General features: G+C 72.2%; 23 protein-coding genes, 1 tRNA gene and 1 riboswitch. Of the genes, 11 read left to right on the top strand and 13 right to left on the bottom strand.

Features of this window, described 5'->3' with window-relative positions:
• Nucleotides 1-5: 5 nt before the first annotated feature.
• Nucleotides 6-77 (top strand) — tRNA-Ile (locus tag ACFCY7_RS22285).
• Nucleotides 78-236: 159 nt separating this feature from the next.
• Here the strand turns inward: ACFCY7_RS22285 and ACFCY7_RS22280 are convergent.
• On the bottom strand, nucleotides 237-656 hold the full coding sequence (locus tag ACFCY7_RS22280) for a Fur family transcriptional regulator (protein WP_033201249.1): 420 nt from the start codon (nucleotides 654-656) through the stop codon (nucleotides 237-239).
• Nucleotides 657-807: 151 nt separating this feature from the next.
• Between ACFCY7_RS22280 and ACFCY7_RS22275 the strand changes: the two genes are divergently transcribed.
• Nucleotides 808-2,277: a catalase gene (locus ACFCY7_RS22275; protein ID WP_376487624.1), complete on the top strand. Its 1,470-nt coding sequence runs from the start codon at nucleotides 808-810 to the stop codon at nucleotides 2,275-2,277.
• A gap of 80 nt (nucleotides 2,278-2,357) precedes the next feature.
• On the opposite strand, the gene ACFCY7_RS22270 is transcribed toward ACFCY7_RS22275, so the two are convergent.
• Together ACFCY7_RS22270 and hisN are read right to left on the bottom strand one after the other, a co-directional pair.
• On the bottom strand, nucleotides 2,358-2,747 hold the full coding sequence (locus tag ACFCY7_RS22270) for a cyclic nucleotide-binding/CBS domain-containing protein (protein WP_376487623.1): 390 nt from the start codon (nucleotides 2,745-2,747) through the stop codon (nucleotides 2,358-2,360).
• Nucleotides 2,748-2,929: 182 nt separating this feature from the next.
• Nucleotides 2,930-3,739, bottom strand: coding sequence for a histidinol-phosphatase (hisN, locus tag ACFCY7_RS22265; protein ID WP_376487620.1), 810 nt, complete (start codon nucleotides 3,737-3,739; stop codon nucleotides 2,930-2,932).
• A gap of 139 nt (nucleotides 3,740-3,878) precedes the next feature.
• Between hisN and ACFCY7_RS22260 the strand changes: the two genes are divergently transcribed.
• Nucleotides 3,879-4,532: a TetR/AcrR family transcriptional regulator gene (locus ACFCY7_RS22260; protein WP_376487618.1), complete on the top strand. Its 654-nt coding sequence runs from the start codon at nucleotides 3,879-3,881 to the stop codon at nucleotides 4,530-4,532.
• Here the strand turns inward: ACFCY7_RS22260 and ACFCY7_RS22255 are convergent.
• The 4 genes from ACFCY7_RS22255 to ACFCY7_RS22240 all read right to left on the bottom strand — a co-directional run bounded on the left by ACFCY7_RS22255 (nucleotide 4,424) and on the right by ACFCY7_RS22240 (nucleotide 7,895).
• On the bottom strand, nucleotides 4,424-4,747 hold the full coding sequence (locus ACFCY7_RS22255) for a multidrug efflux SMR transporter (protein ID WP_017236286.1): 324 nt from the start codon (nucleotides 4,745-4,747) through the stop codon (nucleotides 4,424-4,426). The genes ACFCY7_RS22260 and ACFCY7_RS22255 overlap by 109 nt on opposite strands.
• A gap of 92 nt (nucleotides 4,748-4,839) precedes the next feature.
• Entirely contained in the window at nucleotides 4,840-5,853 is a 1,014-nt protein-coding gene (gene rsgA, locus ACFCY7_RS22250) for a ribosome small subunit-dependent GTPase A (protein WP_376487616.1), read from the bottom strand.
• Nucleotides 5,854-5,856: 3 nt separating this feature from the next.
• Nucleotides 5,857-7,188, bottom strand: coding sequence for a 3-phosphoshikimate 1-carboxyvinyltransferase (aroA, locus tag ACFCY7_RS22245; RefSeq protein ID WP_376487615.1), 1,332 nt, complete (start codon nucleotides 7,186-7,188; stop codon nucleotides 5,857-5,859).
• A 20-nt stretch (nucleotides 7,189-7,208) separates the two neighbouring features.
• On the bottom strand, nucleotides 7,209-7,895 hold the full coding sequence (locus ACFCY7_RS22240) for a M50 family metallopeptidase (protein WP_376487614.1): 687 nt from the start codon (nucleotides 7,893-7,895) through the stop codon (nucleotides 7,209-7,211).
• Between the two features lie 50 nt (nucleotides 7,896-7,945).
• Here ACFCY7_RS22240 and ACFCY7_RS22235 point away from each other — a divergent pair, with 50 nt between their 5' ends.
• The 8 genes from ACFCY7_RS22235 to def all read left to right on the top strand — a co-directional run bounded on the left by ACFCY7_RS22235 (nucleotide 7,946) and on the right by def (nucleotide 15,239).
• Nucleotides 7,946-8,761, top strand: coding sequence for an SOS response-associated peptidase (locus ACFCY7_RS22235; protein WP_376487613.1), 816 nt, complete (start codon nucleotides 7,946-7,948; stop codon nucleotides 8,759-8,761).
• A gap of 37 nt (nucleotides 8,762-8,798) precedes the next feature.
• Nucleotides 8,799-9,443, top strand: a complete 645-nt coding sequence (locus tag ACFCY7_RS22230) for an alpha/beta family hydrolase (protein ID WP_376487612.1) — start codon at nucleotides 8,799-8,801, stop codon at nucleotides 9,441-9,443.
• A gap of 251 nt (nucleotides 9,444-9,694) precedes the next feature.
• Nucleotides 9,695-10,351 carry a sigma-70 family RNA polymerase sigma factor gene (locus tag ACFCY7_RS22225; protein WP_352186978.1) on the top strand — a complete coding sequence of 219 codons (657 nt, stop codon included), beginning with the start codon at nucleotides 9,695-9,697 and terminating at the stop codon, nucleotides 10,349-10,351.
• Nucleotides 10,348-10,665, top strand: a complete 318-nt coding sequence (gene rsrA, locus ACFCY7_RS22220) for a mycothiol system anti-sigma-R factor (protein ID WP_376487610.1) — start codon at nucleotides 10,348-10,350, stop codon at nucleotides 10,663-10,665. The genes ACFCY7_RS22225 and rsrA overlap by 4 nt, the downstream gene beginning before the upstream one ends.
• A 145-nt stretch (nucleotides 10,666-10,810) precedes the next feature.
• The gene (locus ACFCY7_RS22215) at nucleotides 10,811-12,190 is read left to right on the top strand and encodes an HD-GYP domain-containing protein (RefSeq protein WP_376487629.1); all 1,380 of its coding nucleotides are present in this window, start codon (nucleotides 10,811-10,813) and stop codon (nucleotides 12,188-12,190) included.
• Nucleotides 12,187-13,476 (top strand): HD-GYP domain-containing protein, encoded by a 1,290-nt coding sequence (locus ACFCY7_RS22210; protein WP_376487608.1) that lies wholly within the window; start codon nucleotides 12,187-12,189, stop codon nucleotides 13,474-13,476. Before ACFCY7_RS22215 ends, ACFCY7_RS22210 begins: the two co-directional genes overlap by 4 nt.
• A 79-nt stretch (nucleotides 13,477-13,555) precedes the next feature.
• The gene (locus ACFCY7_RS22205) at nucleotides 13,556-14,536 is read left to right on the top strand and encodes a tetratricopeptide repeat protein (RefSeq protein ID WP_367827445.1); all 981 of its coding nucleotides are present in this window, start codon (nucleotides 13,556-13,558) and stop codon (nucleotides 14,534-14,536) included.
• A 67-nt stretch (nucleotides 14,537-14,603) separates the two neighbouring features.
• A complete protein-coding gene (gene def, locus ACFCY7_RS22200) occupies nucleotides 14,604-15,239 on the top strand; it encodes a peptide deformylase (protein ID WP_376487607.1) in 636 nt (211 codons plus the stop codon).
• Here def and ACFCY7_RS22195 read toward each other — a convergent pair.
• The 6 genes from ACFCY7_RS22195 to ACFCY7_RS22170 all read right to left on the bottom strand — a co-directional run bounded on the left by ACFCY7_RS22195 (nucleotide 15,215) and on the right by ACFCY7_RS22170 (nucleotide 21,893).
• A complete protein-coding gene (locus tag ACFCY7_RS22195; RefSeq protein WP_376487605.1) occupies nucleotides 15,215-15,628 on the bottom strand; it encodes a DUF2809 domain-containing protein in 414 nt (137 codons plus the stop codon). The genes def and ACFCY7_RS22195 overlap by 25 nt on opposite strands.
• 105 nt (nucleotides 15,629-15,733) lie before the next feature.
• Nucleotides 15,734-16,750, bottom strand: a complete 1,017-nt coding sequence (locus ACFCY7_RS22190) for a ribonucleotide-diphosphate reductase subunit beta (RefSeq protein ID WP_376487603.1) — start codon at nucleotides 16,748-16,750, stop codon at nucleotides 15,734-15,736.
• On the bottom strand, nucleotides 16,750-19,128 hold the full coding sequence (locus tag ACFCY7_RS22185; protein ID WP_376487601.1) for a ribonucleoside-diphosphate reductase subunit alpha: 2,379 nt from the start codon (nucleotides 19,126-19,128) through the stop codon (nucleotides 16,750-16,752). The genes ACFCY7_RS22190 and ACFCY7_RS22185 overlap by 1 nt, the downstream gene beginning before the upstream one ends.
• Before the next feature lie 132 nt (nucleotides 19,129-19,260).
• Nucleotides 19,261-19,421, bottom strand: a riboswitch (cobalamin riboswitch).
• Between the two features lie 17 nt (nucleotides 19,422-19,438).
• Nucleotides 19,439-19,939 carry a GNAT family N-acetyltransferase gene (locus tag ACFCY7_RS22180; protein WP_376487600.1) on the bottom strand — a complete coding sequence of 167 codons (501 nt, stop codon included), beginning with the start codon at nucleotides 19,937-19,939 and terminating at the stop codon, nucleotides 19,439-19,441.
• Nucleotides 19,940-20,013: 74 nt separating this feature from the next.
• Nucleotides 20,014-21,642: a monocarboxylate uptake permease MctP gene (gene mctP, locus ACFCY7_RS22175; protein ID WP_376487598.1), complete on the bottom strand. Its 1,629-nt coding sequence runs from the start codon at nucleotides 21,640-21,642 to the stop codon at nucleotides 20,014-20,016.
• A complete protein-coding gene (locus ACFCY7_RS22170) occupies nucleotides 21,639-21,893 on the bottom strand; it encodes a DUF3311 domain-containing protein (RefSeq protein WP_376487597.1) in 255 nt (84 codons plus the stop codon). The genes mctP and ACFCY7_RS22170 overlap by 4 nt, the downstream gene beginning before the upstream one ends.
• Nucleotides 21,894-21,900: the final 7 nt, after the last annotated feature.

Here is a 21,900-nt window from a genome sequence, read left to right as displayed (position 1 = left end):
ACCGACGGGGGGTGGAGCTGCTGGTTAGCTCGCTGGGATAATAACCCATCGGTCGCTGGTTAAAATCCTGTCCCCGATACTCTGTAGCAACGAAGGCCCGGATCCGATCACATCGGATCCGGGCCTTCGTCGTGTGCGCACTTCGCATCCGCGCGTGTCGGTGTCCGAGCGGGTCGGTGTGCGCGTGCGGGCATGAAGAAAGCCCCCGCCGGGGCGGGGGCCTTCTCGTGTGCGTGTCAGGCGGTGGCGGCGCAGCTGGGGCAGATGCCGCGGTAGGTGACCTCGACGTTCGAGATCGTGAAGCCGAAGCGCTCGGTGTCCGGGAGGTCGGCCATGGGGTCGCCGGCCGGGTGCACGTCGCGGATGGCACCGCACCGGCCGCAGACCAGGTGCTGGTGCGGCCGGTGGGCGTTGGGGTCGTACCGCTTGGCGCGTCCGTCGGTCGCGACCTCGATGACCTCGCCGAGGGTGACCATCTCGCCCAGCGTGTTGTAGACGGTCGCGCGCGAGATCTCGGGAAGTCTCGTCACGGCACGTGCGTGGACCTCGTCGGCGGTCAGGTGCACATGGTCCCCGTCGAGGACTTCGGCCACGACACGCCGCTGCGCGGTCATCCGCCAGCCGCGTCCGCGCAGTCGTTCCAACAGGTCACTCATGAGGGCCAGCCTAACAGCCGGGGGAACGGGTTCCCGAACGGGTGTGACTTTGGAAGTTCACTTGACTTAGACATTGTCTATCGTAGGATCGAAACCGGCATTGGCCAAGGGCCTCGACAGGGCTCCGGGCCGACGGACAGGACTCGCAGTAATGACGCAGGAGGCGCACGTGACGCAGGGACCGCTCACCACGGAGGCCGGCGCGCCGGTCGCCGACAACCAGAACAGCGAGACGGCGGGCGTCGGCGGTCCGGTCCTCGTCCAGGACCAGCTCCTGCTCGAGAAGCTCGCCCACTTCAACCGCGAGCGCATCCCGGAGCGCGTGGTCCACGCGCGCGGTGCGGGCGCCTACGGCACCTTCACGCTCACCCGTGACGTCTCGCAGTGGACGCGCGCCAAGTTCCTCTCCGAGGTCGGCAAGGAGACCGAGACCTTCCTGCGCTTCTCCACCGTCGCGGGCAACCTCGGCGCGGCCGACGCGGTGCGCGACCCCCGCGGCTGGGCGCTGAAGTTCTACACCGAAGAGGGCAACTACGACCTCGTCGGCAACAACACCCCGGTGTTCTTCATCAAGGACGCCATCAAGTTCCCCGACTTCATCCACACCCAGAAGCGCGACCCGTACTCGGGCTCGCAGGAGGCGGACAACGTCTGGGACTTCTGGGGCCTCTCCCCGGAGTCGACCCACCAGGTCACGTGGCTCTTCGGCGACCGCGGCATCCCCGCCTCGTACCGCCACATGAACGGCTACGGCTCGCACACGTTCCAGTGGAACAACGAGGCCGGCGAGGTCTTCTGGGTCAAGTACCACTTCAAGACCGACCAGGGCATCAAGAACCTCACCCAGGACGAGGCCAACCGCCTCGCCGGCGAGGACCCGGACTCGCACCAGCGCGACCTGCGCGAGGCCATCGAGCGCGGCGACTTCCCGACCTGGACCGTGCAGGTCCAGATCATGCCCGCGGCGGACGCGGCGGAGTACCGCTTCAACCCGTTCGACCTCACCAAGGTGTGGCCGCACGAGGACTACCCGCCGATCGAGATCGGCAAGCTGGAGCTCAACCGCAACCCGGAGAACATCTTCGCCGAGGTCGAGCAGTCCATCTTCTCCCCGGCGCACTTCGTGCCGGGCATCGGCCCGTCCCCGGACAAGATGCTCCAGGGCCGCCTCTTCGCCTACGGCGACGCCCACCGCTACCGCGTCGGCATCAACGCCGACCACCTGCCGGTGAACCGCCCGCACGCCACCGAGGCGCGCACCAACTCCCGTGACGGCTACCTCTACGACGGCCGCCACAAGGGCGCGAAGAACTACGAGCCGAACAGCTTCGGCGGCCCGTACCAGACGGACCGGCCGCTGTGGCAGCCGACCGCCGTCTCCGGTGTCACCGGCGACCACGTCGCTCCCTCGCACGCCGAGGACAGCGACTTCGTCCAGGCGGGCAACCTCTACCGCCTGATGTCGGAGGACGAGAAGGGCCGTCTGGTCGCGAACCTGGCCGGCTTCATCGCCAAGGTCTCCCGCGACGACATCGCCGAGCGGGCGATCGACAACTTCCGCCAGGCGGACGGTGACTTCGGCAAGCGGCTCGACGCCGCGGTCCAGGCCCTGCGCGGCTGAGGGCGCTTGCCGTAGGAAGAGGGCGGGCCGGGTCTCCGTACGGAGGCCCGGCCCGCTTTCGTTTCACCCGGCGGGCCCGCTCACCCGGCCACGCTGTGCACCGGGATCCAGCAGCGGATGATGTCGCGCACGGAGACGATGCCGACGGGCCCCCGGTCGTCGAGGACCACCAGGTGGCGGAAGCCGCCGTGCGTCATGGCCTCGGCGGCCTCGGCCAGGGTCCAGGTCGGCGCGGCGAAGACGACGTCGCGGGTGGTGTGGGAGCCCGCGGTCTCGAGGTCGGGATCCTGGTCCCGGGCGAGGGAGTTGAGGATGTCGCGCTCGGTGAGGATCCCGAGCCCGCCGGCGTCGGTGTCGAGGACGACGGCCGCGCCGACGCGGCGCGCCGACATCAGCCGGGCCGCCTGTCGCAGGGTGTGTGCGGGGCCGATGGTGAGGACCACGGTGCTCATGGCGTCACGGACGAGCATGGACGGAGCCACCTCCTTGGTGAACCTTCAAGAAGAAGGAATTCACAAGTTCACAAGTGGGGGGACTCTCAGAGTGGCACCGGGGGAGAAGGGCGACAAGAGGGCGCGCGAGGTACCCGCGCCGGTGCGGTGGGCGCCCCCGCCGACGCGGTGGGCGCCCCCGGGGGGATGCGGTGGCCCGATCAGTCCTGCGCGGCCTGCTGGTTGAGGTAGCTCAGGAGCTCGCCGTGGAGGAGGCCGTTGGACGCGGCGGCGTTGCCGCTGTGGGGGCCGTGCCGGCCGTCCAGGCCGGTGTAGGTGCCGCCGGCCTCCTGGACCACGATCGCCACCGCGGCCATGTCCCACAGGGAGAGCTCCGGCTCGGCGCAGATGTCCACGGAGCCCTCGGCGACCATCATGTACGGCCAGAAGTCGCCGTACGCGCGGGTCCGCCAGCACGCGCGCGTGAGGTCGAGGAAGCCGTCGAGCCGGCCCTGCTCCTCCCAGCCGCTGATCGAGGAGTACGCGAAGGAGGCGTCCTCCAGGGACGCGACCTTCGACACCCCGAGCCGGGTCGCCGAGGCGAGGCTGCGGCCCGTGTACGCGCCGCTGCCCTTCGCGGCCCACCAGCGCCGGCCGAGCGCCGGGGCCGACACCACGCCGACGACGGGCTGGAAGCCGGTCTCCCCGGCCTCCATCAGCGCGATCAGGGTCGCCCAGACCGGCACCCCGCGCACGTAGTTCTTCGTGCCGTCGATCGGGTCGATCACCCAGCGGCGCGGGCCCGAGCCCTCCACGCCGTACTCCTCGCCCAGGATCGCGTCACGGGGCCTGGCGCGCTGGAGCTGGCCGCGGATCAGCTCCTCCGCGGCCTTGTCGGCCTCGCTCACCGGGGTCATGTCCGGCTTGGTCTCGACCTGGAGGTCGAGTGCCTGGAATCGGTCCATGGTGGCCGCGTCGGCGGCATCCGCGAGGACGTGGGCGAGACGCAGATCATCGTGGTAATCGGCCATGGTCGGCACTCTATCCCCGCGGCGGGAACGCGCGGAGAACCGTCCACGGGGGCTCCGCGCCCGGCCCTCCCGACCCCCTTGACAGGGTGCGGGCGGCTGTCGACGCTGGGCGGGGAACCGTTCCCTCCCGGAGGTGGCGATGGCGCACGCCCGCGACGCCCTGCTCGACGCCGCGCTCGCCGCGCTCACCCACCGGCCCTGGTCCGCGATTCGCATGGCCGACCTCGCCGCCGTCGCGCGGGTCTCCCGGCAGACGCTCTACAACGAGTTCGGCAGCAAGGAGGGGCTGGCCCGCGCGCTGGTGCGCCGGGAGGCCGACACCTACCTCCAGGGCGTCCGCGCGCTGCTCGCCGCCCCGGCCCCGCCCGGCCGGAACGTCGTCGCCGTCGCCGAGTGGATCGTCGCCAGGGCCGCCGTCCGCCCGATACTGCGGGCCCTGCTCACCGGCGCCTGGAACGAGCGGCTGCCCGAACCCAGGCCGGCCAGGTCCGGCGCCCGGCCCGCCCCCGTACCGGCCCAGCGGCGCGCCGACGCAGGGCCGCCCGCGCCCGGCGAACTCGTGGCGCAGACCGCGGCCTGCGCCGGGGAGCGCTGGGCCGCCGGCTGCGAACTCGCCGTACGGATCGCGCTCAGCCACGTCGTCGCACCGCCCCCGCCGGTGACCCCCGGGGGCGCCGGGCCGGGTCAGTGCGCCGAGCCGGAGAGCTGGAGTCCGATGACCCCCGCGATGACCAGGCTGATCGAGACGATCTTGAGCGTGGAGACCACGTCGCCCAGGAAGACCATGCCGTAGATCGCCGTGCCGGCGGCGCCGATCCCCGTCCACACCGCGTACGCCGGGCCCACGTCCAGCTTCCGCAGTGCGAGGGTGAGGAGGCCGAAGCTGCCGAGGGCGAACGCCGCGAAGGCGATCGTCGGCCACAGCCGGGTGAAACCGTGCGAGAGCTTCAGGCAGACCGCGAAACCCGTCTCCAGGATTCCCGCGATCACCACCAGCAGCCACGCCATCGTCAGTGCCTCCCACGCCGTCGGTGACTGCTTCGTCGCACTTGGTGCGATTATGCACTTACCGGCTGCGAGCAGGCGCAAACGCCGGGGGCTCAGTCGCCCTCGCGTCGCTCCCGGGTCGCGAGCAGCCGCCGCAGCGACACCAGCCGCGCCGGATCGGCGTGCCCCTCCGCCGCGTACGCGTCGAGCGCGCAGTCCGGCTCGTCGTGGCTGCACGCGCGCGGGCAGTTCTCCGTGCCCGGCTCCAGGTCGGGGAAGGCGTGGATGACCCGCGACGGGTCGACGTGGTGCAGACCGAAGGAGCGCACGCCCGGGGTGTCGATGACCCAGCCGCCCTCCTTGTCGTTGAGCGGCAGGGCGAGCGCCGAGGTGGTGGTGTGCCGGCCGCGGCCGGTGACCGCGTTGACCACACCGGTGGTACGCCGCCGCTCCGGCGGGACCAGGGCGTTGACCAGGGTCGTCTTGCCGACGCCGGAGTGGCCCACGAACGCGGTCGTCCGGCCCTTGAGGTGCTCGTGGACCCGCTCGGCGGCCACCCCGTCGACGAACTCGTCGCGGGTGGTGACCACGTACGGCACGCCCAGCGCCCCGTACATCTCCAGGAGGGTGTCCGGCGGCGCCAGGTCCGACTTGGTCAGGACGAGGAGCGGGGAGAGCCCGCCGTCGTAGGCGGCGACCAGGCAGCGGTCGATCAGCCGGGGCCGCGGCTCGGGGTCGGCGAGCGCGGTGACGATCGCCAGCTGGTCGGCGTTGGCGACGACCACCCGCTCGAACGGGTCGTCGTCGTCGGCCGTGCGCCGGAGCACCGAGCTGCGCTCGCCGATCCGCACGATCCGGGCCAGGGTGTCCTTCTCGCCGGAGAGGTCGCCGACGATCGAGACCCGGTCGCCGACCACGGCGGCCTTGCGGCCCAGTTCGCGCGCCTTCATGGCCGTCACGATCCGGTCGTCGACCAGGCAGGTCAGCCGGCCGCGGTCGACGGTGAGGACCATGCCCTCGACGGCGTCCTCGTGCTTGGGACGGATGGTCGTGCGGGGACGGGTGCCCTTGCGGTTGGGCCGCTGGCGGATGTCGTCCTCGTCGGTGTGCTTGCCGTAACGCCGCATGACTCAGGCCCCGAGCATTTCGGTCCACATCCCCGGGAAGTCCGGCAAGGTCTTCGCCGTCGTCGCCACGTCCTCGATCAGCACGCCCTCGACGGCGAGGCCGATGAGCGCGCCCGCCGTCGCCATGCGGTGGTCGTGGTACGTGTGGAAGACGCCGCCGTGCAGCGGGCGCGGGCGGATGTGGAGACCGTCCTCGGTCTCGGTCACGTCGCCGCCCAGCTCGTTGATCTCCTTGGTGAGCGCCGCCAGGCGGTCCGTCTCGTGGAGCCGCAGGTGGGCCACGCCGCGCAGGGTGGAGGGGGAGTCCGCGAGGGCCGCCAGCGCCGCGATGCCCGGGGTCAGCTCGCCGACCTCGCCGAGGTCGACGTCGATGCCGTGGATCCGGCCCGTGCCGGTGAAGGTCAGGCCCGCGTCGGTCAGCTCGCAGGAGCCACCCATCTCGGTGAAGATCCGGCGCAGCTCGTCACCCGGCTGGGTGGTCCGCTCCGGCCAGTCGGGGATCGTCACCCGGCCGCCGGTGACCAGCGCGGCCGCCAGGAACGGCTGCGCGTTCGACAGGTCCGGCTCGACGACCAGGTCCCGGCCGCGCAGCGCGGAGGACGCCACCCGCCACACGTTCGGGGTGCCGCCGTGCTCCGGCTCGTCGACCTTGGCGCCGACCGCGCGCAGCATGTCGACGGTCATCCGGATGTGCGGGAGCGAGGGGAGCCTGTCGCCCACGTGCCGTACCTCGACGCCCTGGTTGAAGCGGGGCGCGGACAGCAGCAGCGCGCTGACGAACTGGGAGGACGAGGAGGCGTCGATCTCGACCGTGCCGCCGTCCAGGCCGCCGGCGCCGTGCACGGTCAGGGGCAGCGCGCCCCGGCCGTCGTCGTCGATCCGGGCGCCGAGCCCGCGGAGGGCGTCGATCACGCCGTGCAGCGGGCGCTCGTGGGAGCGGGGGTCGCCGTCGAAGCGCACCGGGCCGTCGGCGAGCGCCGCGACCGGGGGCAGGAAGCGCATGACCGTGCCGGCGTTGCCGACGTCGACGGCCGCGGGGCCGCGCAGCGGCGAGGGGATGATCCGCCAGGCCTCGCCCGACCCGTCGGGGCCCACTCCTTCCTCGATCTTCACGCCGAGGGTGCGGAGCGCCTCGGCCATCAGGAGGGTGTCGCGGGAGCGCAGCGGGCGGCGCAGCCAGCCGGGCTCGGAGGCGAGCGCGGCGAGCACCAGGGCCCGGTTGGTGACCGACTTCGATCCGGGCACGGTGACGGTCGCGTCGACGGCGCCGCGGGCGTACGGGGCGGGCCAGAGGTCGGTGGGCGGGTCGGTGTGCGCGGAAGCTGCTGCGGTCATGTCCTCACTGTACGGGGGTGTCAGAACCGCACGAGCCAGCGGCAGCCGCCGATCAGGCAGCAGATCGAGACCGTGTGGAAGAAGAGGAGCCACACCCCGGCGGGCACGTGGGTGAGGCCCGCGAGCTGGTCCGCGTCCGAGTCGGGTGCGCCGCCGCGGCGCCGCTTCGCCTGGAGTTCGAAGGCCGGTCGGACGCCGCCGAGGAGCAGGAACCACACCACCGCGTAGGCGAAGACCGACTGGACGTCGGGGCCGGTGAGCCAGGAGACGAGGAGGAAGGCGGCGCCCGTCAGGACGACGGTGAGGATGCCGTACGCGTTGCGGACCATCACCAGCATGGCGAGGAGCAGCGCGGTCGCGGCCCACAGCAGCAGGGTGACGTGTCCGGTGCCGAGCAGGGCGGCGCCGCCGAGGCCGAGCAGCGGGGCCGCCGGGTATCCGGCGGCCAGGGTGAGGACCACGCCGACGCCGGTCGGGCGGCCGCGGGTCACGGTCAGTCCGCTGGTGTCCGAGTGCAGCCGGATCGCTTCGAGACGGCGGCCGGTGGCGAGCGCGACGAGCCCGTGGCCGCCCTCGTGGGCGATCGTGATCGCGTTGCGGGCCGGCAGCCACAGGGTGCGGAAGACGACCAGGGCCAGCGCGCAGGCGGCGGTGACCCAGACGATCCACTGGTCGGGAGCGGGCTGGGTGCCGAGGATTTCGGTCATTTCGCGGACGGCTCCTCGGTGGTGTTCGGGATCGTGGCAGTGTGGCAGGTATGTGCGGACGGTTTGCAGCGAGTCGGCGGCCCGAGGACCTCGTCGGGCTCTTCGGGGTGGAGAAGTGGGAGCCGGAGGAGACCCTGGCGCCCGACTGGAACGTGGCGCCCACCAAGGAGGTCTGGGCGGTCCTGGAGCGCCCTGTGAAAGACGCGGGATCCCCGCGTCCGGTTCGCCAGCTGCGCGCGCTGAGATGGGGGCTCGTGCCGTCCTGGGCGAAGTCGCCGGAGGGCGCGGCCCGGATGATCAACGCGCGGGCGGAGACCGTCCACGAGAAGCCGTCCTTCAGGCGCGCGTTCACGTCCCGCCGGTGCATCCTGCCCGCCGACGGCTACTACGAGTGGGTGACCGGCGTGGCCGAGCGCGACCTGGAGGTGGAGGGGAAGAAGAAGCGGCCGCGCAAGCAGCCGTACTTCGTGACCCCGGCCGACGGCTCGGTCTTCGCGATGGCGGGGCTCTACGAGTTCTGGCGGGACGGTTCGCTGCCGGCCGAGCACCCGTCCGCCTGGTGGGCGACCTGCTCGGTGATCACCACCGAGGCCGAGACCGGACCGCTGGGCGTGGCGCCGGCCGAGGGCCCGCGCTCGCTCCACGACATCCACCCCCGGATGCCGCTCATGCTGACGGAGGAGCGCTGGGACGCCTGGCTCGACCCGGCGCGCACGGACCCGGAGGAGCTGCGGAGCCTGCTCGCCCCGCCGCCGGAGGGCCTGATGCGGGCCTACCCGGTCGCCACGGCCGTCAGCAACGTCCGCAACAACGGCCCCGAGCTCCTGGAGGAGCTGTCGGGTCCCGAGGTCGGCACGCTGTTCTGAGGGCCCTCGGGAGGCCCCCGGGCGGCAGGATGGGGGCGTGACCAAGGACGTGACACAGTACGAGACCGTTTCCACCGACGCCGGGGAGGCACGCGTCACCTGGTACGAGGGGACGCGGCCGTGGGTCGTCCTCGCCCTCGGCCACGGCGCCGGCGGCGGCGTCGAGGCCCGCGACCTCCAGGCGCTGGCGGGCGCGCTGCCCGCGCACGGGGTGACCGTCGCCCTCGTCGAGCAGCCGTGGCGGGTCGCCGGCAAGAAGGTCGCTCCCGCGCCGAAGACCCTCGACACGGGTTGGCGCGGCCTCTGGCCCGCCCTCGCCGGGCCCGGCCTCCCGGTGATCGCGGGCGGCCGCAGCGCCGGCGCCCGGGTCGCCTGCCGGACCGGGCGGGAGCTGGGCGCGACGGCCGTCCTCGCGCTGAGCTTCCCGCTGCACCCGCCGGGCAGGCCGGAGCGCTCCCGCGCCGACGAGCTCCTCGGCACCGGACTGCCCACCCTCGTCGTCCAGGGCGGCAACGACCCCTTCGGACGGCCCGAGGAGTACCCGGACGGCCCGTACGAGCTCGTGGAGATCCCGTACGGGGACCACGGCTTCGCGCTGCCCAAGCGGGCGCCGCTCGGCCAGGAGGAGGCGCTCGCCCTCCTGGTGGACGGGGTCGCCGGGTGGATCGCGGGACTCCGCTGACCGCCGCCCGGAACCGGGAATGCCGAGCGGGGGGCCGTGGTTGTTCGGTGCGTCGGTGTGAGAGCAAGGAAGAGGGAGTCCGTCGCATGGGTTCGACCATCTGCCCGGAGCGCGCGCAGGCCGCTGACCTCGACTGGACAGTGCTGCCCGCGCCCAAGGCCGCCCCTATTCGGGCGGCGGGCGGAGTGCTTCCTCGTCTATCCTCCGAAACGAGCGGGTCCGCCCCCGGGCTCGCCGCCGCGCTGGAGGAGGTGGGTCCGGTCACTGGGACCGACACAGGGACCGACGACGGCCCCGAGGAGACGACCGCGGAGCGCAACGCGCGCTTCGAGCGGGACGCCCTCGGCTACCTCGACCAGATGTACTCGGCCGCGCTGCGCATGACGCGCAACCCCGCGGACGCGGAGGACCTGGTGCAGGAGACCTACGCCAAGGCGTACGGATCCTTCCACCAGTTCCGTGAGGGCACGAACCTCAAGGCGTGGCTCTACCGGATCCTCACGAACACCTTCATCAACTCGTACCGCAAGAAGCAGCGTGAGCCCCAGCGCAGCGCCGCCGAGGAGATCGAGGACTGGCAGCTCGCCCGCGCCGAGTCGCACATGTCGACCGGTCTGCGCTCCGCCGAGTCGCAGGCGCTCGACCACCTGCCCGACTCCGACGTGAAGGAAGCGCTCCAGGCGATTCCCGAGGAGTTCCGCATCGCCGTCTATCTCGCCGATGTCGAGGGGTTTGCGTACAAGGAGATCGCGGACATCATGGGGACACCCATCGGTACGGTGATGTCCCGACTGCACCGGGGACGCCGCCAGCTGCGCGGCATGCTCGAGGACTACGCTCGCGACCGCGGGCTCGTACCCGCGGGCGCCGGAGAGTCGTCGAACGATCTGAAAGGCTCGGGCTCATGAGCTGCGGAGAGCCGCACGAGACGGATTGCTCAGAGGTCCTGGATCATCTCTACGAGTTCCTCGACAACGAGATGCCCGACAGCGACTGCACCAAGTTCGAGGTGCACTTCGAGGAGTGCTCCCCGTGCCTGGAGAAGTACGGCCTGGAGCAGGCGGTGAAGAAGCTCGTCAAGCGCTGCTGCGGCAGTGACGACGTCCCCACCGACCTGCGCGCCAAGGTCATGGGCCGCATCGACCTGATCCGCGCCGGGCACCTGGTGCCCGAGCAGGACGTCACGGCGAGCGCCCCGGCGACACCGGCCCCGCAGGAGTAGCGCTCCCGCACCGGGGACGAAGGCCGTCGCGACACGCTCGCGGCGGCCCCACGCATACATCAGCTTGTATCACCCGATGGTGCGAATCACTCGTACCGCGCAGTCCGGCGCCGCTCGACTCGCTAGCGTGACAGGCGTGATGGGCGTGAAGGTCATTCCGCGAGCGGCCCGCGTGTACATCGGCTGCGCCCTGCTCGGCGCCGGGGCGTGCGCCCTGCCCGCCCTGCGCCCCGGCGCGGCCGTCCCCTGGGGCACGGCCGCGCTCCTCGCCGCCCTGTACGCGCTCTGCGAGCTGCCCGCCCGCTGCCGGTTCCTCGGCCGCGCCCTCGGCGGCTCCGTCCCCATGGGCACCGGCTCCTTCTTCCCTGTGCTCCTCGCCGCCGCGCTCCTCCTGCCGCCCGCCGCCGCGGCGCTCACCGCGCTGCCCGGCAGCCTCCTCGCCCGCGTCGAGGAACCCCCCGCCGCGCCGCGCCGCGCCTGGCGGGCCGCCGCCACCGCCCTCGCCGCCTGGGCCGCTGCAGCCACCGCCGGCCTCCTCGGCGGCCCGGCCGCCCTCGGCCGCGGCCCGGACGCCCCCGACCTGCCGTACGCGCTGCTGCCCGCGGCCGCCGCCGCGCTCGCCTTCTGCCTGACCCTCACCGCCCTCGACGGCGGCATCAGGGCCACGGCCGACGGACTGCCCCTCCGGGCCGCCTGGCGCGGCCTCCTCGGCCGGGCGCTCGCCCCGCACCTCGTGCACGGGCTCGCCGGGCTGATGATGGCCGTCCTCTGGCGCAGCACCTACGGGGCGGTCGCGGCGCTGTTCGTGCTGCTCCCGATGTACATCTCGTGCTGGGTCTTCGCCCAGTACCACCGCGAGCGCGCCGCCCACCAGGCCACCATCCGCGCCCTCGTGCAGGCCGTCGACATCAAGGACCGGTACACCCGCGGCCACAGCGAACGGGTCGGCCACGCCTCCGTCCTGATCGCCCGTGAACTCGGCCTGGCCGAGGAACGGCTCGACGTCGTCCGCTTCGCCGGCATCCTGCACGACGTCGGGAAGCTCGGCGTGCCCACCCGCGTCCTCCGCAAGGACGGCCCCCTCACCCCCGAGGAGCGGCGGGTCATCGAACTGCACCCGGAGTACGGCCACGAGATGGTCCGGGGCATCGGCTTCCTCGGCGAGGCCCGGGCCGCGATCCTCCACCACCACGAACGCATGGACGGCAGCGGTTACCCGTACGGCCTGCACGGCGACCGGATTCCCGAATTCGCCCGAGTGGTCGCCGTCGCCGACGCCTTCGACGCCATGACCTCCACCCGCTCCTACAGCAGGGCCCGGCCGGTGCCGACCGCCGTCGCCGAACTGGAGCGGTGCGCCGGCACCCAGTTCGACCCCCGGATGGTCGCCGCCCTCGTCCGCGCCCTCGACCGGCACGGCTGGCAGCCCGCCGTCACCGCCGACGAGGCCCCGCAGCCGGACCGGGTCCCGCCGCCCCGCGAGGCGGACGCCCCCGTCACCGACCGGCCGAGGGAGCGCGCGTGAGGCCGGGCGCCGCCACCGTCGGCGCCCTGTACGGGGCGGCGCTGCTGCTGAGCCTCGCCGGCCTCGCCTCCACGCTCTGGTACGGCGTCGACGAACCCGGCAACGCCCTCGCCTTCGGCGCCCTCGTCGCCCTCGGCGAGCTCGCCCGCTGGGGCTCCGCCCCCGCTCCCGGGACACCCTCCGCGGCCGACGAGACCCGGGAGCGGGAGCCCGCGCCGCTCGCCGCCGCCGGAGCCCTCGCGTACGCCCTGCTCGGGCAGAGCGCCGGCACCGCCACCACCCACGGCGTCTTCCAGATCACCGCCGTCGTCGTCGCCGCCGGCCTCGCCGGGATCGTCCCCCACCTCGCCCGGGGCCACGACCCCGGCCTCGACCACCTCGCCCGCCGCGTCCTCACCGTCGGCTTCGCAGCCCTCTGCTTCCAGCCCCTCTACAACTCGGGCGCCGTCGTCGACCGCCTCGGCCAGGGCCCCTGGTACGCCCTCTTCCTGGTCCTCCTGCTCGTCCTCACCGCCCTGTGCGACGCCGTCCTCGCCGCCCTCGTGCTCCGCGCCCGCACCGGATTCCCGTACGGCCCCCTCCTCCGCGACGAACTGCGCGCCCTCCTCGGCATCGGATCCGCCGTCTGCGCCACCGGCGCCGTCATGGCGCTCGGCGTCGCCGCAGCCGGGCTGTGGGCGCTGCCCGTGCTCGCCGTGCCCCTGCTGCTCACCCAGGTCTCCTTCCGGCGGTACGCGGCCGTGCGGACCGTCAACCGGCAGACCATCGCCTCCCTCGCCCGCGCCACCGAGATCGCCGGCTGCACCCCGCCCGGGCACGCCCGCCGGGTCGCCGCCCTCAGCACCGCCGTCGGGCGCGAGCTGGGCCTCTCCGGGCCCGAGCTGACCGTCCTCGAACACGCGGCGCTCATGCACGACATCGGACAGCTCTCGCTCGTCGACCCGGTCGCGGGCGGCGCCACCGCCCTGCTGTCCGCCGAGGAGCAGCGCCGGATCGCCCTCCTGGGCGGCGAGGTGGTCCGCAGGACCGGGGTCGCCGCCTCCGTCGCCGTGATCGTCGAGCGCCAGGCCGACCCCTACCGCGAGCAGCCGGTGCCCGCCCGGATCGTCCGCGCCGTGAACGCCTACGACGATCTCGCCGGCGACGGGGCGGGCGCGGCCCTGGGAGCGCTTGAACGCCTCAGGCTCGGCACCGCCCGCGACTATCACCCGGATGTCGTCGAATGCCTGGCCAGGGTCCTGGCGCGGGGTGGAGCCGCTGGGGTGACCTCCGTCCCCCCGGGGTAACCCATGGGTAATGAGCGCGCGTCCGACCGGGCATGGTTGGATGCGAACAAGAGGGTGAAGCGACCGGCAGGCGGGAATCGTGAAGATCTTCGGGAAGGTACGGCATCGGCCCTCCGCCTCGTGGCGGCAGGCCACCGACCGGGCGTTCACGCTGATCGGCGACGGCCGGTACGAGGACGCGGGTGCGCTCCTGACGCGCGCGGCGGATCTGGAGCCCTGGCTCTCCGAGTCCTGGTTCAACCTGGCGCTGCTGCACAAGTTCCGCCACGACTGGGAGCAGGCGCGGGCGGCCGGGCTGCGCGCCGTCGCGCTGCTCGACAAGGAGACCGGCGCCCCCGACTGGTGGAACGTCGGCATCGCCGCCACCGCGCTCCAGGACTGGCCGCTGGCCCGCCGGGCCTGGCAGGCCTACGGCCTCAAGGTGCCCGGAGCCGCCGCCGGCACCGGCGAGCCCGCCGGCATGGAGCTGGGCAGCGCCGCCGTCCGCCTCTCGCCCGAGGGCGAGGCCGAGGTCGTGTGGGGCCGCAGGCTCGACCCGGCCCGGATCGAGGTCCTCTCCATCCCGCTGCCGTCCTCCGGGCGCCGCTGGGGCGAGGTCGTCCTCCACGACGGGGTGCCGAACGGCGAGCGGACCACCACCGCCGGCCCGTCCTACCCGGTCTTCGACGAGATCGAGCTGTGGGCGCCGTCCCCCGTCCCCACCTGGGTGGTCCTCCTGGAGGCCGCCACCGAGGACGACCGGGACGCCCTGGAGCAGCTCGCCGCCGAGGCGGGCTTCGCGGCCGAGGACTGGTCGTCGTCCGTGCGGCTGCTCTGCCGCGCCTGCTCCGAGTCGACCATGCCGAGCGCCGAGGGCGAGGGCGAGCACTCCGACCCGCACGACCACAGCGAGCCGGGGCACCCCGGGCCGCTCGGCCACCGCTCGCCCGGCGAGCTGTGGGTGCCGGAGCGCGAATGCGGCATCGCCGCCCCTGCGGGCCTCGTGCGCGGGCTCCTCGACGGCTGGGTGGCGGACAGTCCCGACAGCCGTGAGTGGCGGGATCTCGAAGAGGTCTGCTGAGGTCACGGCCACGGGCCCGTAGGCTGTCCTCCGACGGAATCGGGTTTTCAGAAGGGCGCGGCCGGACATGGCGCAGCAGGAGACGGACGAGCAGACGCAGATCAACGACGGGTTCGTCGTGGACACGGAGGACTGCGAGGCGCGCGAGCTCGCCTACCGCGAGCGCGGCACGGCCCGCCCGATCACGGTCGTCGGCAACCCGGTGCTCCACAAGGAGTGCAAGGACGTCACCGAGTTCGACGCCGGGCTCGCGCAGCTGATCGACGACATGTTCGCCAGCCAGAAGGCCGCCGAGGGCGTGGGCCTGGCCGCGAACCAGATCGGCGTGGACCTCAAGGTCTTCGTCTACGACTGCCCCGACGACGAGGGCGTCCGCCACACCGGTGTCGTGGTCAACCCGGTCCTCCAGGAGCTCCCGGCCGAGCTGCGCGTCCTGGACGAGTCCAACGAGGGCTGCCTGTCCGTGCCGACCGCCTACGCCGAGCTGGCCCGCCCCGACTACGCCGAGGTCCACGGCCAGGACGCCCAGGGCAACCCCATCAAGGTGCGCGGCACCGGCTACTTCGCCCGCTGCCTCCAGCACGAGACGGACCACCTGTACGGCTACCTGTACATCGACCGCCTCTCCAAGCGCGACCGCAAGGACGCCCTCCGCCAGATGGAAGAGGGCACCCCGCGCTACGAGACGGTGCCGAACGCCTGACGACGCTCGTCGCTTCTCGCGCACACGGCGCGGTGGCCGGCCCAGCCGACCGCCGCGCCGATCGCGTACCAGAACAGGTCCGGCGCGTTGAACGTCGTACCGAACACCAGCCGCGCCATCGTGCTGCGCGCGGCCAGCTCGGCCGGTACGCCCGTCAGCTGGAACAGCTCCATGCCACAGCTGAACCCGAGGGCGACCCCCGCCGCGACCGTCGGCCGCACCCGGGGCGCGACCAGCACGACCAGGGCCACGATCAGCACCGTGTAGAGCGCGTCCCCCGCGTATTTGACGAGGTCCCCGGACCCGATCGCCCTGATCCCCAGCCCCGCCCCGAGGGTCGCCAGGGCGGCGCCCCCGGCCAGGACACGCACCCGCACGAGATCGCCCATGCCAGGCACCCTATGCGGTCCTGCGCCGGATGGGGCGCGGTGCCTGCGATACGGGAAGGGCCCCGCACTCCAGGAGTGCGGGGCCCTTCCTCGTACGGCCGTGGCCTAGAAGTCCTCGTCGAGGTCCACCGAGCCCTCGACCGCCACCTGGTAGGCGGAGGGGCGGCGTTCGAAGAAGTTGGTGAGTTCCTGGACGCCCTGGAGCTCCATGAACGCGAAGGGGTTCTCGGAGCCGTACACCGGGGCGAAGCCGAGGCGCTGGAGGCGCTGGTCGGCGACGCACTGGAGGTACTCGCGCATGGACTCGGTGTTCATGCCGGGCAGGCCGTCGCCGCAGAGGTCGCGGCCGAACTGCAGCTCCGCCTCGACGGCTTCCCTGAGCATGTCGGTGACCTGCTGCTGGAGGGCGTCGTCGAAGAGCTCCGGCTCCTCCTTGCGGACGGTGTCCACGACCTCGAAGGCGAAGTTCATGTGCATCGTCTCGTCGCGGAAGACCCAGTTGGTGCCGGTGGCCAGGCCGTGCAGCAGACCGCGGGACCGGAACCAGTACACGTACGCGAAGGCGCCGTAGAAGAACAGGCCCTCGATGCATGCCGCGAAGCAGATGAGGTTGAGCAGGAAGCGGCGGCGGTCGGCGGCCGTCTCCAGCTTCTCGATCTTCTCGACCGAGTCCATCCACTTGAAGCAGAACTGCGCCTTCTCGCGGATGGAGGGGATCTCCTCGACCGCGTCGAACGCGGCGGCGCGGTCGTCCGGGTCGGGCAGGTAGGTGTCGAGCAGCGTCAGGTAGAACTGGACGTGCACGGCCTCCTCGAACAGCTGGCGCGACAGGTACAGGCGCGCCTCCGGGGAGTTGATGTGCTTGTAGAGCGTCAGCACCAGGTTGTTCGAGACGATCGAGTCGCCCGTCGCGAAGAACGCGACCAGACGGCCGATCATGTGCTGCTCGGCCGGGGTCAGCTTGGCGAGGTCGGCGACGTCGGAGTGCAGGTCGACCTCCTCCACCGTCCAGGTGTTCTTGATCGCGTCCCGGTACCGCTCGTAGAAGTCCGGGTAGCGCATCGGACGGAGGGTCAGCTCGAAGCCCGGGTCGAGGAGGTTCTTCTGTTCGGTGGAGCTCATTACTGGCAGGCCTCGCAGGACTCGGGGTTTTCCAGGGAGCAGGCGAGGGCGTCCGCGTCGGAGACCGCCTGCTGGACGGGGATGGGGGCGGTGGCCGTCGTCGACGCCTGGGCGGCGCGGGCGATCCGGGTCGCCGGGCGGGAGCGCAGGTAGTACGTCGTCTTCAGCCCCTGCTTCCAGGCGTACGCGTACATCGACGACAGCTTGCCGATCGTCGGCGTCTCCATGAACAGGTTCAGCGACTGCGACTGGTCCAGGAACGGCGTGCGGGCCGCCGCCATGTCGATCAGGCCGCGCTGCGGGATCTCCCAGGCCGTGCGGTACAGCTCGCGGACCTCGGCCGGGATCCAGCCGAAGCCGGCGACCGAACCGCTGGCGTCGCGGAGCGCGTCCCGGGTCTGCGCGTCCCACACGCCGAGCTTCTTCAGCTCGTCGACGAGGTACGAGTTGACCTGGAGGAACTCGCCCGACAGCGTCTCGCGCTTGAAGAGGTTCGAGACCTGCGGCTCGATGCACTCGTACACGCCGGCGATCGAGGCGATCGTCGCGGTCGGCGCGATGGCCAGGAGCAGGCTGTTGCGCATGCCGACGGCGGCGATCCGCTCGCGCAGCGCGGCCCAGCGCTCCGGCCAGTTGAGCTCCACGTCGTAGTGGTCCGGGTGCAGCACGCCGCGGGCGGTGCGGGTCTGCTCCCAGGCCGGGAGCGGGCCGCTGCGCTCGGCGAGGTCGGCGGAGGCCTCGTACGCGGCGAGCATGATCCGCTCGGCGATACGGGTGGACAGCGCGCGCGCCTCGGCGGAGTCGAACGGCAGCCGCAGCTGGAAGAAGACGTCCTGGAGGCCCATCGCGCCCAGGCCGACCGGCCGCCAGCGGGCGTTGGAACGCCCGGCCTGCTCGGTCGGGTAGAAGTTGATGTCGACGACCCGGTCGAGGAAGGTGACGGCCGTGCGGACGGTCTCGTCGAGGCGCTCCCAGTCGATGTCGCCGCCGGTGACGAACGCGCCCAGGTTCACCGAACCGAGGTTGCAGACGGCGGTCTCGCCGTCGTTCGTGACCTCGATGATCTCGGTGCAGAGGTTCGAGGAGTGGACGACGGTGCCGGGCTCGGCGGTCTGGTTCGCGGTCCGGTTGGACGCGTCCTTGAAGGTCATCCAGCCGTTGCCGGTCTGGGCCAGGGTCCGCATCATCCGGCCGTACAGGTCGCGGGCCGGCATCGTCTTGCGGGCCAGGCCCTTCGCCTCGGCGGCGCGGTAGGCGGCGTCGAACTCGTCGCCGTACAGGTCGACGAGCTCGGGCACGTCCGACGGCGAGAAGAGGGACCAGTCGGCGTCCGCGTTGACGCGGCGCATGAACTCGTCCGGGATCCAGTGCGCCAGGTTCAGGTTGTGCGTACGGCGCTGGTCCTCGCCCGTGTTGTCGCGGAGCTCCAGGAACTCCTCGATGTCCGCGTGCCAGGTCTCCAGGTAGACGGCGGCGGCGCCCTTGCGGCGGCCGCCCTGGTTCACCGCGGCGACGGAGGCGTCGAGGGTCTTCAGGAACGGAACGATGCCGTTGGAGTGGCCGTTGGTGCCGCGGATCAGCGAACCGCGGGCGCGGATGCGGGAGTAGGAGAGCCCGATGCCGCCGGCGTGCTTCGACAGGCGCGCGACCTGGTGGTAGCGGCCGTAGATGGAGTCCAGCTCGTCCTGCGGGGAGTCCAGGAGGTAGCAGGAGGACATCTGCGGGTGGCGGGTACCGGAGTTGAAGAGCGTGGGGGAGGACGGCAGGTAGTCCAGGCGGCTCATCAGCCCGTACAGCGCGGCGACCTCGTCGAGCGCGCGGACGCTGTCGTCCTCGGCCAGGCCGCAGGCGACGCGCAGCATGAAGTGCTGCGGGGTCTCGATCACCTTGCGGGTGATCGGGTGGCGCAGCAGGTAGCGCGAGTAGAGGGTGCGCAGGCCGAAGTAGCCGAAGCGGTCGTCGGCGTCCCGGTCGATCAGGGTGTCGAGCCGGTCCGCGTGCAGCGCGACGAAGGCGGCGGTGCGGTCGGCGATCAGGCCCTCGCGGTGACCGACGGAGACGGAGGCGGAGAAGGAGACCGCGCCCTGGTCGGCCGCCTCGTCGGCGATGGTGATCGTCAGGAGCCGGGCGGCGAGCCGGGAGTACGCCGGGTCCTCGGCGATCAGGCCCGCGGCCGCCTCGGTGGCCAGCTCGCGCAGTTCCGCCTCGTCCGACGCGGCGCTGCGGCCGCGCAGGGCGGCGGCGGCGATCTTGCCGGGGTCGGTGTCGGGGAGATCGGCGGTGAGGTCGGTCAGGGTCCGCAGCAGCACGGTCCCGGGGCCGTCGCTCTCGACCGCGGAAGCCTCGGCCGAAGCCGGATCGGCGGGCGCGATGGTCACGTGGGGGCTCTCCCTCGCTCGGCTCGGGGCCGCGACGGGGGAAGGCGGGCAGGAGGGCGTCCGTCACGCCGGACGCGCCGTGTCCACCGGCCCACTCCGCGAGGCCCGGAAGTCAGTGGCACCCGGAACGGAAGGACCGGGCGCGCTGGCGGCAGGTCTTCGGACTCACTCCGTACGAAACCGCACGAAGCACACCGTTGCGGGACAGTTCCGGATTCGCGCCGGATTCCCCTGCGTCGACAGCGAGGATGAGCATACATGTGGGGGGCGCCGCTGACGGCACCCCCCACATGTTGTGTCGGTCGTGGGGCTACAGCTCCAGCGCGTACGTCCGCAGCGCGTGGCCGGGGATCGGCTCCCAGTCCCGATCGGGGGTGCGGACGAAGCCGAGCCGCTCGTAGATCCGGTGCGCCGCGGCCATCTTCGCGTCCGTGGAGAGCACCAGCCGCGCGCACCCGGGGAGGGCCCGCGCCCGGTCCGCGCAGGCGCGTACGAGCGCCTCTCCGACGCCCCTGCCGCGGGCCGCGGGCGCGACCACCAGCATCCGGAACTCGGCCTCGCCGGCGACCGCGATGTCCGCCCAGGTGGTGCCGCCGGCGGCGAAGGTCACCCCGCCGATGATGCCGCCCTCCGGGTCGGCGGCGACGAGCACCTCGCTCTCGCGGGCCCGCCGGGCCGTGTCGCGGAGCACGGCCAGATAGAAGTCGTCCTCGCCGTGGAGCAGCAGCCCGTCGTTCAGATAGGTCAGTCCGGTGAGCTCGCCGAGCTCCTCGTATTCCTCGGGCCGTACCGCCCTGATCACGATGTCCATGAGGGAAGTCTGCCTCCACCGCGCGCGAAAGGGGCCCGGGATTTCCCGGGCCCCTCACTGTGCGCTTCCGCGGGTCAGTGCACCGAGGCGCCGACCTTCGCGCGGTCCGACGAGCCGGCCGTGGCGTCGCCGGCGTCCGCCGTGTAGTCCTCGGGCGAGGTCTCGTCGACGCCCTCGGGGGCCTTGACGGCCTTGAGGACGAAGGTCAGGACGACCGTGACGACGAGGTTGAGGACGAAGGCGGTGAGACCGATGTAGCCGATCTCGCCGATGCCGGGGATCTCGGCGGACGAGCCGCCGAAGTGCTTCTGGGTCGGGCTGGCGACGCCGTACGCGGCGAACGTGCCGTAGACCATGCCGACGGCCCAGCCGGCGAGCAGCGCCCAGCGGTGGAACCAGCGGGTGAACAGACCGCCGACGAGGGCCGGGAAGGTCTGCAGGATCCAGATGCCGCCGAGCAGCTGGAAGTTGATCGCGACCGTCTTGTCCATGGTGAGGACGAAGACCAGCGCGCCGACCTTCACCAGGAGCGAGACCAGCTTGGAGACCTTGGTCTCCTGCGCCGGGGTCGCGTCCGGTTTGATGAAGTCCTTGTAGATGTTCCTGGTGAACAGGTTGGCCGCGGCGATCGACATGATCGCGGCCGGGACGAGCGCGCCGATGCCGATCGCGGCGAAGGCCACGCCCGCGAACCAGTCCGGGAACATGGTCTCGAAGAGCTGCGGGATGGCGAGCTGGCCGTTCTTGACCTTGATCCCGGCGGCGATGGCCATGAAGCCGAGCAGCGCGAGCAGGCCCAGCATCAGGGAGTACAGCGGCAGGATCGTGGTGTTGCGGCGGATGACCTCGCGGCTCCGGGACGACAGCGTCGCCGTGATGGAGTGCGGGTACATGAAGAGCGCGAGCGCCGAGCCGAGCGCGAGCGTCGCGTACGTCCACTGGCCGGCCTCGCCGGGGACGAGCGCGCCGCGCGGCTTGCCGGTCGCCGGGTTGGTCTGCGCGTAGGCCTCGCCGGCCTTGGCGAAGATCTCGTCGAAGCCGCCCAGCTTGATCGGGATGTAGATGATGGCCACCGCGATCACGATGTAGATCAGGGTGTCCTTGACGAAGGCGATGAGCGCCGGGGCGCGCAGGCCGGAGGAGTACGTGTACGCCGCGAGGACGCCGAACGCGAGCAGCAGCGGCAGGTCCTTGACGAACCAGTGGGTGTTCTCGCCGCCGCCGACGCCCATCACGTCCAGGACGGCCTGGATGCCGACGAGCTGGAGCGCGATGTACGGCATGGTGGCGAGGATGCCGGTGACCGCGACCGCCAGCGACAGGCCCTTGGAGCCGAAGCGGCCCCGGACGAAGTCGGACGTGGTCACGTACCCGTGCTTGTGCGAGACCGACCACAGGCGCGGCAGGAAGGTGAAGATCAGCGGGTAGACCAGGATCGTGTACGGCACGGCGAAGAAGCCGGCCGCGCCCGCCGCGTAGATGGCCGCCGGGACGGCGACGAAGGTGTACGCGGTGTAGAGGTCGCCGCCGAGCAGGAACCAGGTCACCCAGGTGCCGAACGACCGGCCGCCCAGGCCCCATTCGTCCAGGCTGTGCTCGTTCTCGGCCTTGCGCCAGCGCGCGGCCAGGAAGCCCATGACCGTGACGGCCACGAAGAAGAAGACGAAGACGCCGAGCGCCACGCCGTTCACGCCGTCCTTCATCGCGCGTCACCCCCCTTGCGGGCGCGCTGGTCCCGCTGCCACAGCTGGTACGCGACCATGGTGAGCGCGGTGGAGACCAGGACCCAGAGCATCTGGTACCAGTAGAAGAACGGGATGCCGGCGAAGACCGGTTCGACCTTCGCGTACGAACTCACCCAGAGCATCGCCACGAACGGGGCGAACAGGCAGAGCGCGATCACCACCCGCAGGGGGGTGATGGTCGGTTGTTTCCCTTGTGTCGCTTCTGACACGGCGATT

Origin of the sequence: Streptomyces sp. NPDC056361 (genome assembly GCF_042262805.1) — a bacterium.
Classification (GTDB): domain Bacteria; phylum Actinomycetota; class Actinomycetes; order Streptomycetales; family Streptomycetaceae; genus Streptomyces.
The sequence above is the reverse complement of the archived record's forward strand: the minus strand, read 5'-3'. Positions and strand labels throughout refer to the sequence as shown.

Excerpts from the sequence above, each read along its gene's own strand:
- rsgA (WP_376487616.1), bottom strand. The coding sequence starts at position 5,853 with ATGCGGCGTTACGGCAAGCACACCGACGAGGACGACATCCGCCAGCGG.
- ACFCY7_RS22255 (WP_017236286.1), bottom strand. The coding sequence starts at position 4,747 with ATGGCGTGGCTGCTGGTGGTGATCGCGGGAATCCTGGAGACGGGTTTC.
- ACFCY7_RS22235 (WP_376487613.1), top strand. The coding sequence starts at position 7,946 with ATGTGCGGACGGTTTGCAGCGAGTCGGCGGCCCGAGGACCTCGTCGGG.
- ACFCY7_RS22280 (WP_033201249.1), bottom strand. The coding sequence starts at position 656 with ATGAGTGACCTGTTGGAACGACTGCGCGGACGCGGCTGGCGGATGACC.
- ACFCY7_RS22260 (WP_376487618.1), top strand. The coding sequence starts at position 3,879 with ATGGCGCACGCCCGCGACGCCCTGCTCGACGCCGCGCTCGCCGCGCTC.
- hisN (WP_376487620.1), bottom strand. The coding sequence starts at position 3,739 with ATGGCCGATTACCACGATGATCTGCGTCTCGCCCACGTCCTCGCGGAT.
- ACFCY7_RS22180 (WP_376487600.1), bottom strand. The coding sequence starts at position 19,939 with ATGGACATCGTGATCAGGGCGGTACGGCCCGAGGAATACGAGGAGCTC.
- ACFCY7_RS22190 (WP_376487603.1), bottom strand. The coding sequence starts at position 16,750 with ATGAGCTCCACCGAACAGAAGAACCTCCTCGACCCGGGCTTCGAGCTG.
- mctP (WP_376487598.1), bottom strand. The coding sequence starts at position 21,642 with ATGAAGGACGGCGTGAACGGCGTGGCGCTCGGCGTCTTCGTCTTCTTC.
- ACFCY7_RS22240 (WP_376487614.1), bottom strand. The coding sequence starts at position 7,895 with ATGACCGAAATCCTCGGCACCCAGCCCGCTCCCGACCAGTGGATCGTC.
- ACFCY7_RS22275 (WP_376487624.1), top strand. The coding sequence starts at position 808 with ATGACGCAGGAGGCGCACGTGACGCAGGGACCGCTCACCACGGAGGCC.
- ACFCY7_RS22195 (WP_376487605.1), bottom strand. The coding sequence starts at position 15,628 with ATGGGCGATCTCGTGCGGGTGCGTGTCCTGGCCGGGGGCGCCGCCCTG.
- aroA (WP_376487615.1), bottom strand. The coding sequence starts at position 7,188 with ATGACCGCAGCAGCTTCCGCGCACACCGACCCGCCCACCGACCTCTGG.
- def (WP_376487607.1), top strand. The coding sequence starts at position 14,604 with ATGGCGCAGCAGGAGACGGACGAGCAGACGCAGATCAACGACGGGTTC.
- rsrA (WP_376487610.1), top strand. The coding sequence starts at position 10,348 with ATGAGCTGCGGAGAGCCGCACGAGACGGATTGCTCAGAGGTCCTGGAT.
- ACFCY7_RS22270 (WP_376487623.1), bottom strand. The coding sequence starts at position 2,747 with ATGCTCGTCCGTGACGCCATGAGCACCGTGGTCCTCACCATCGGCCCC.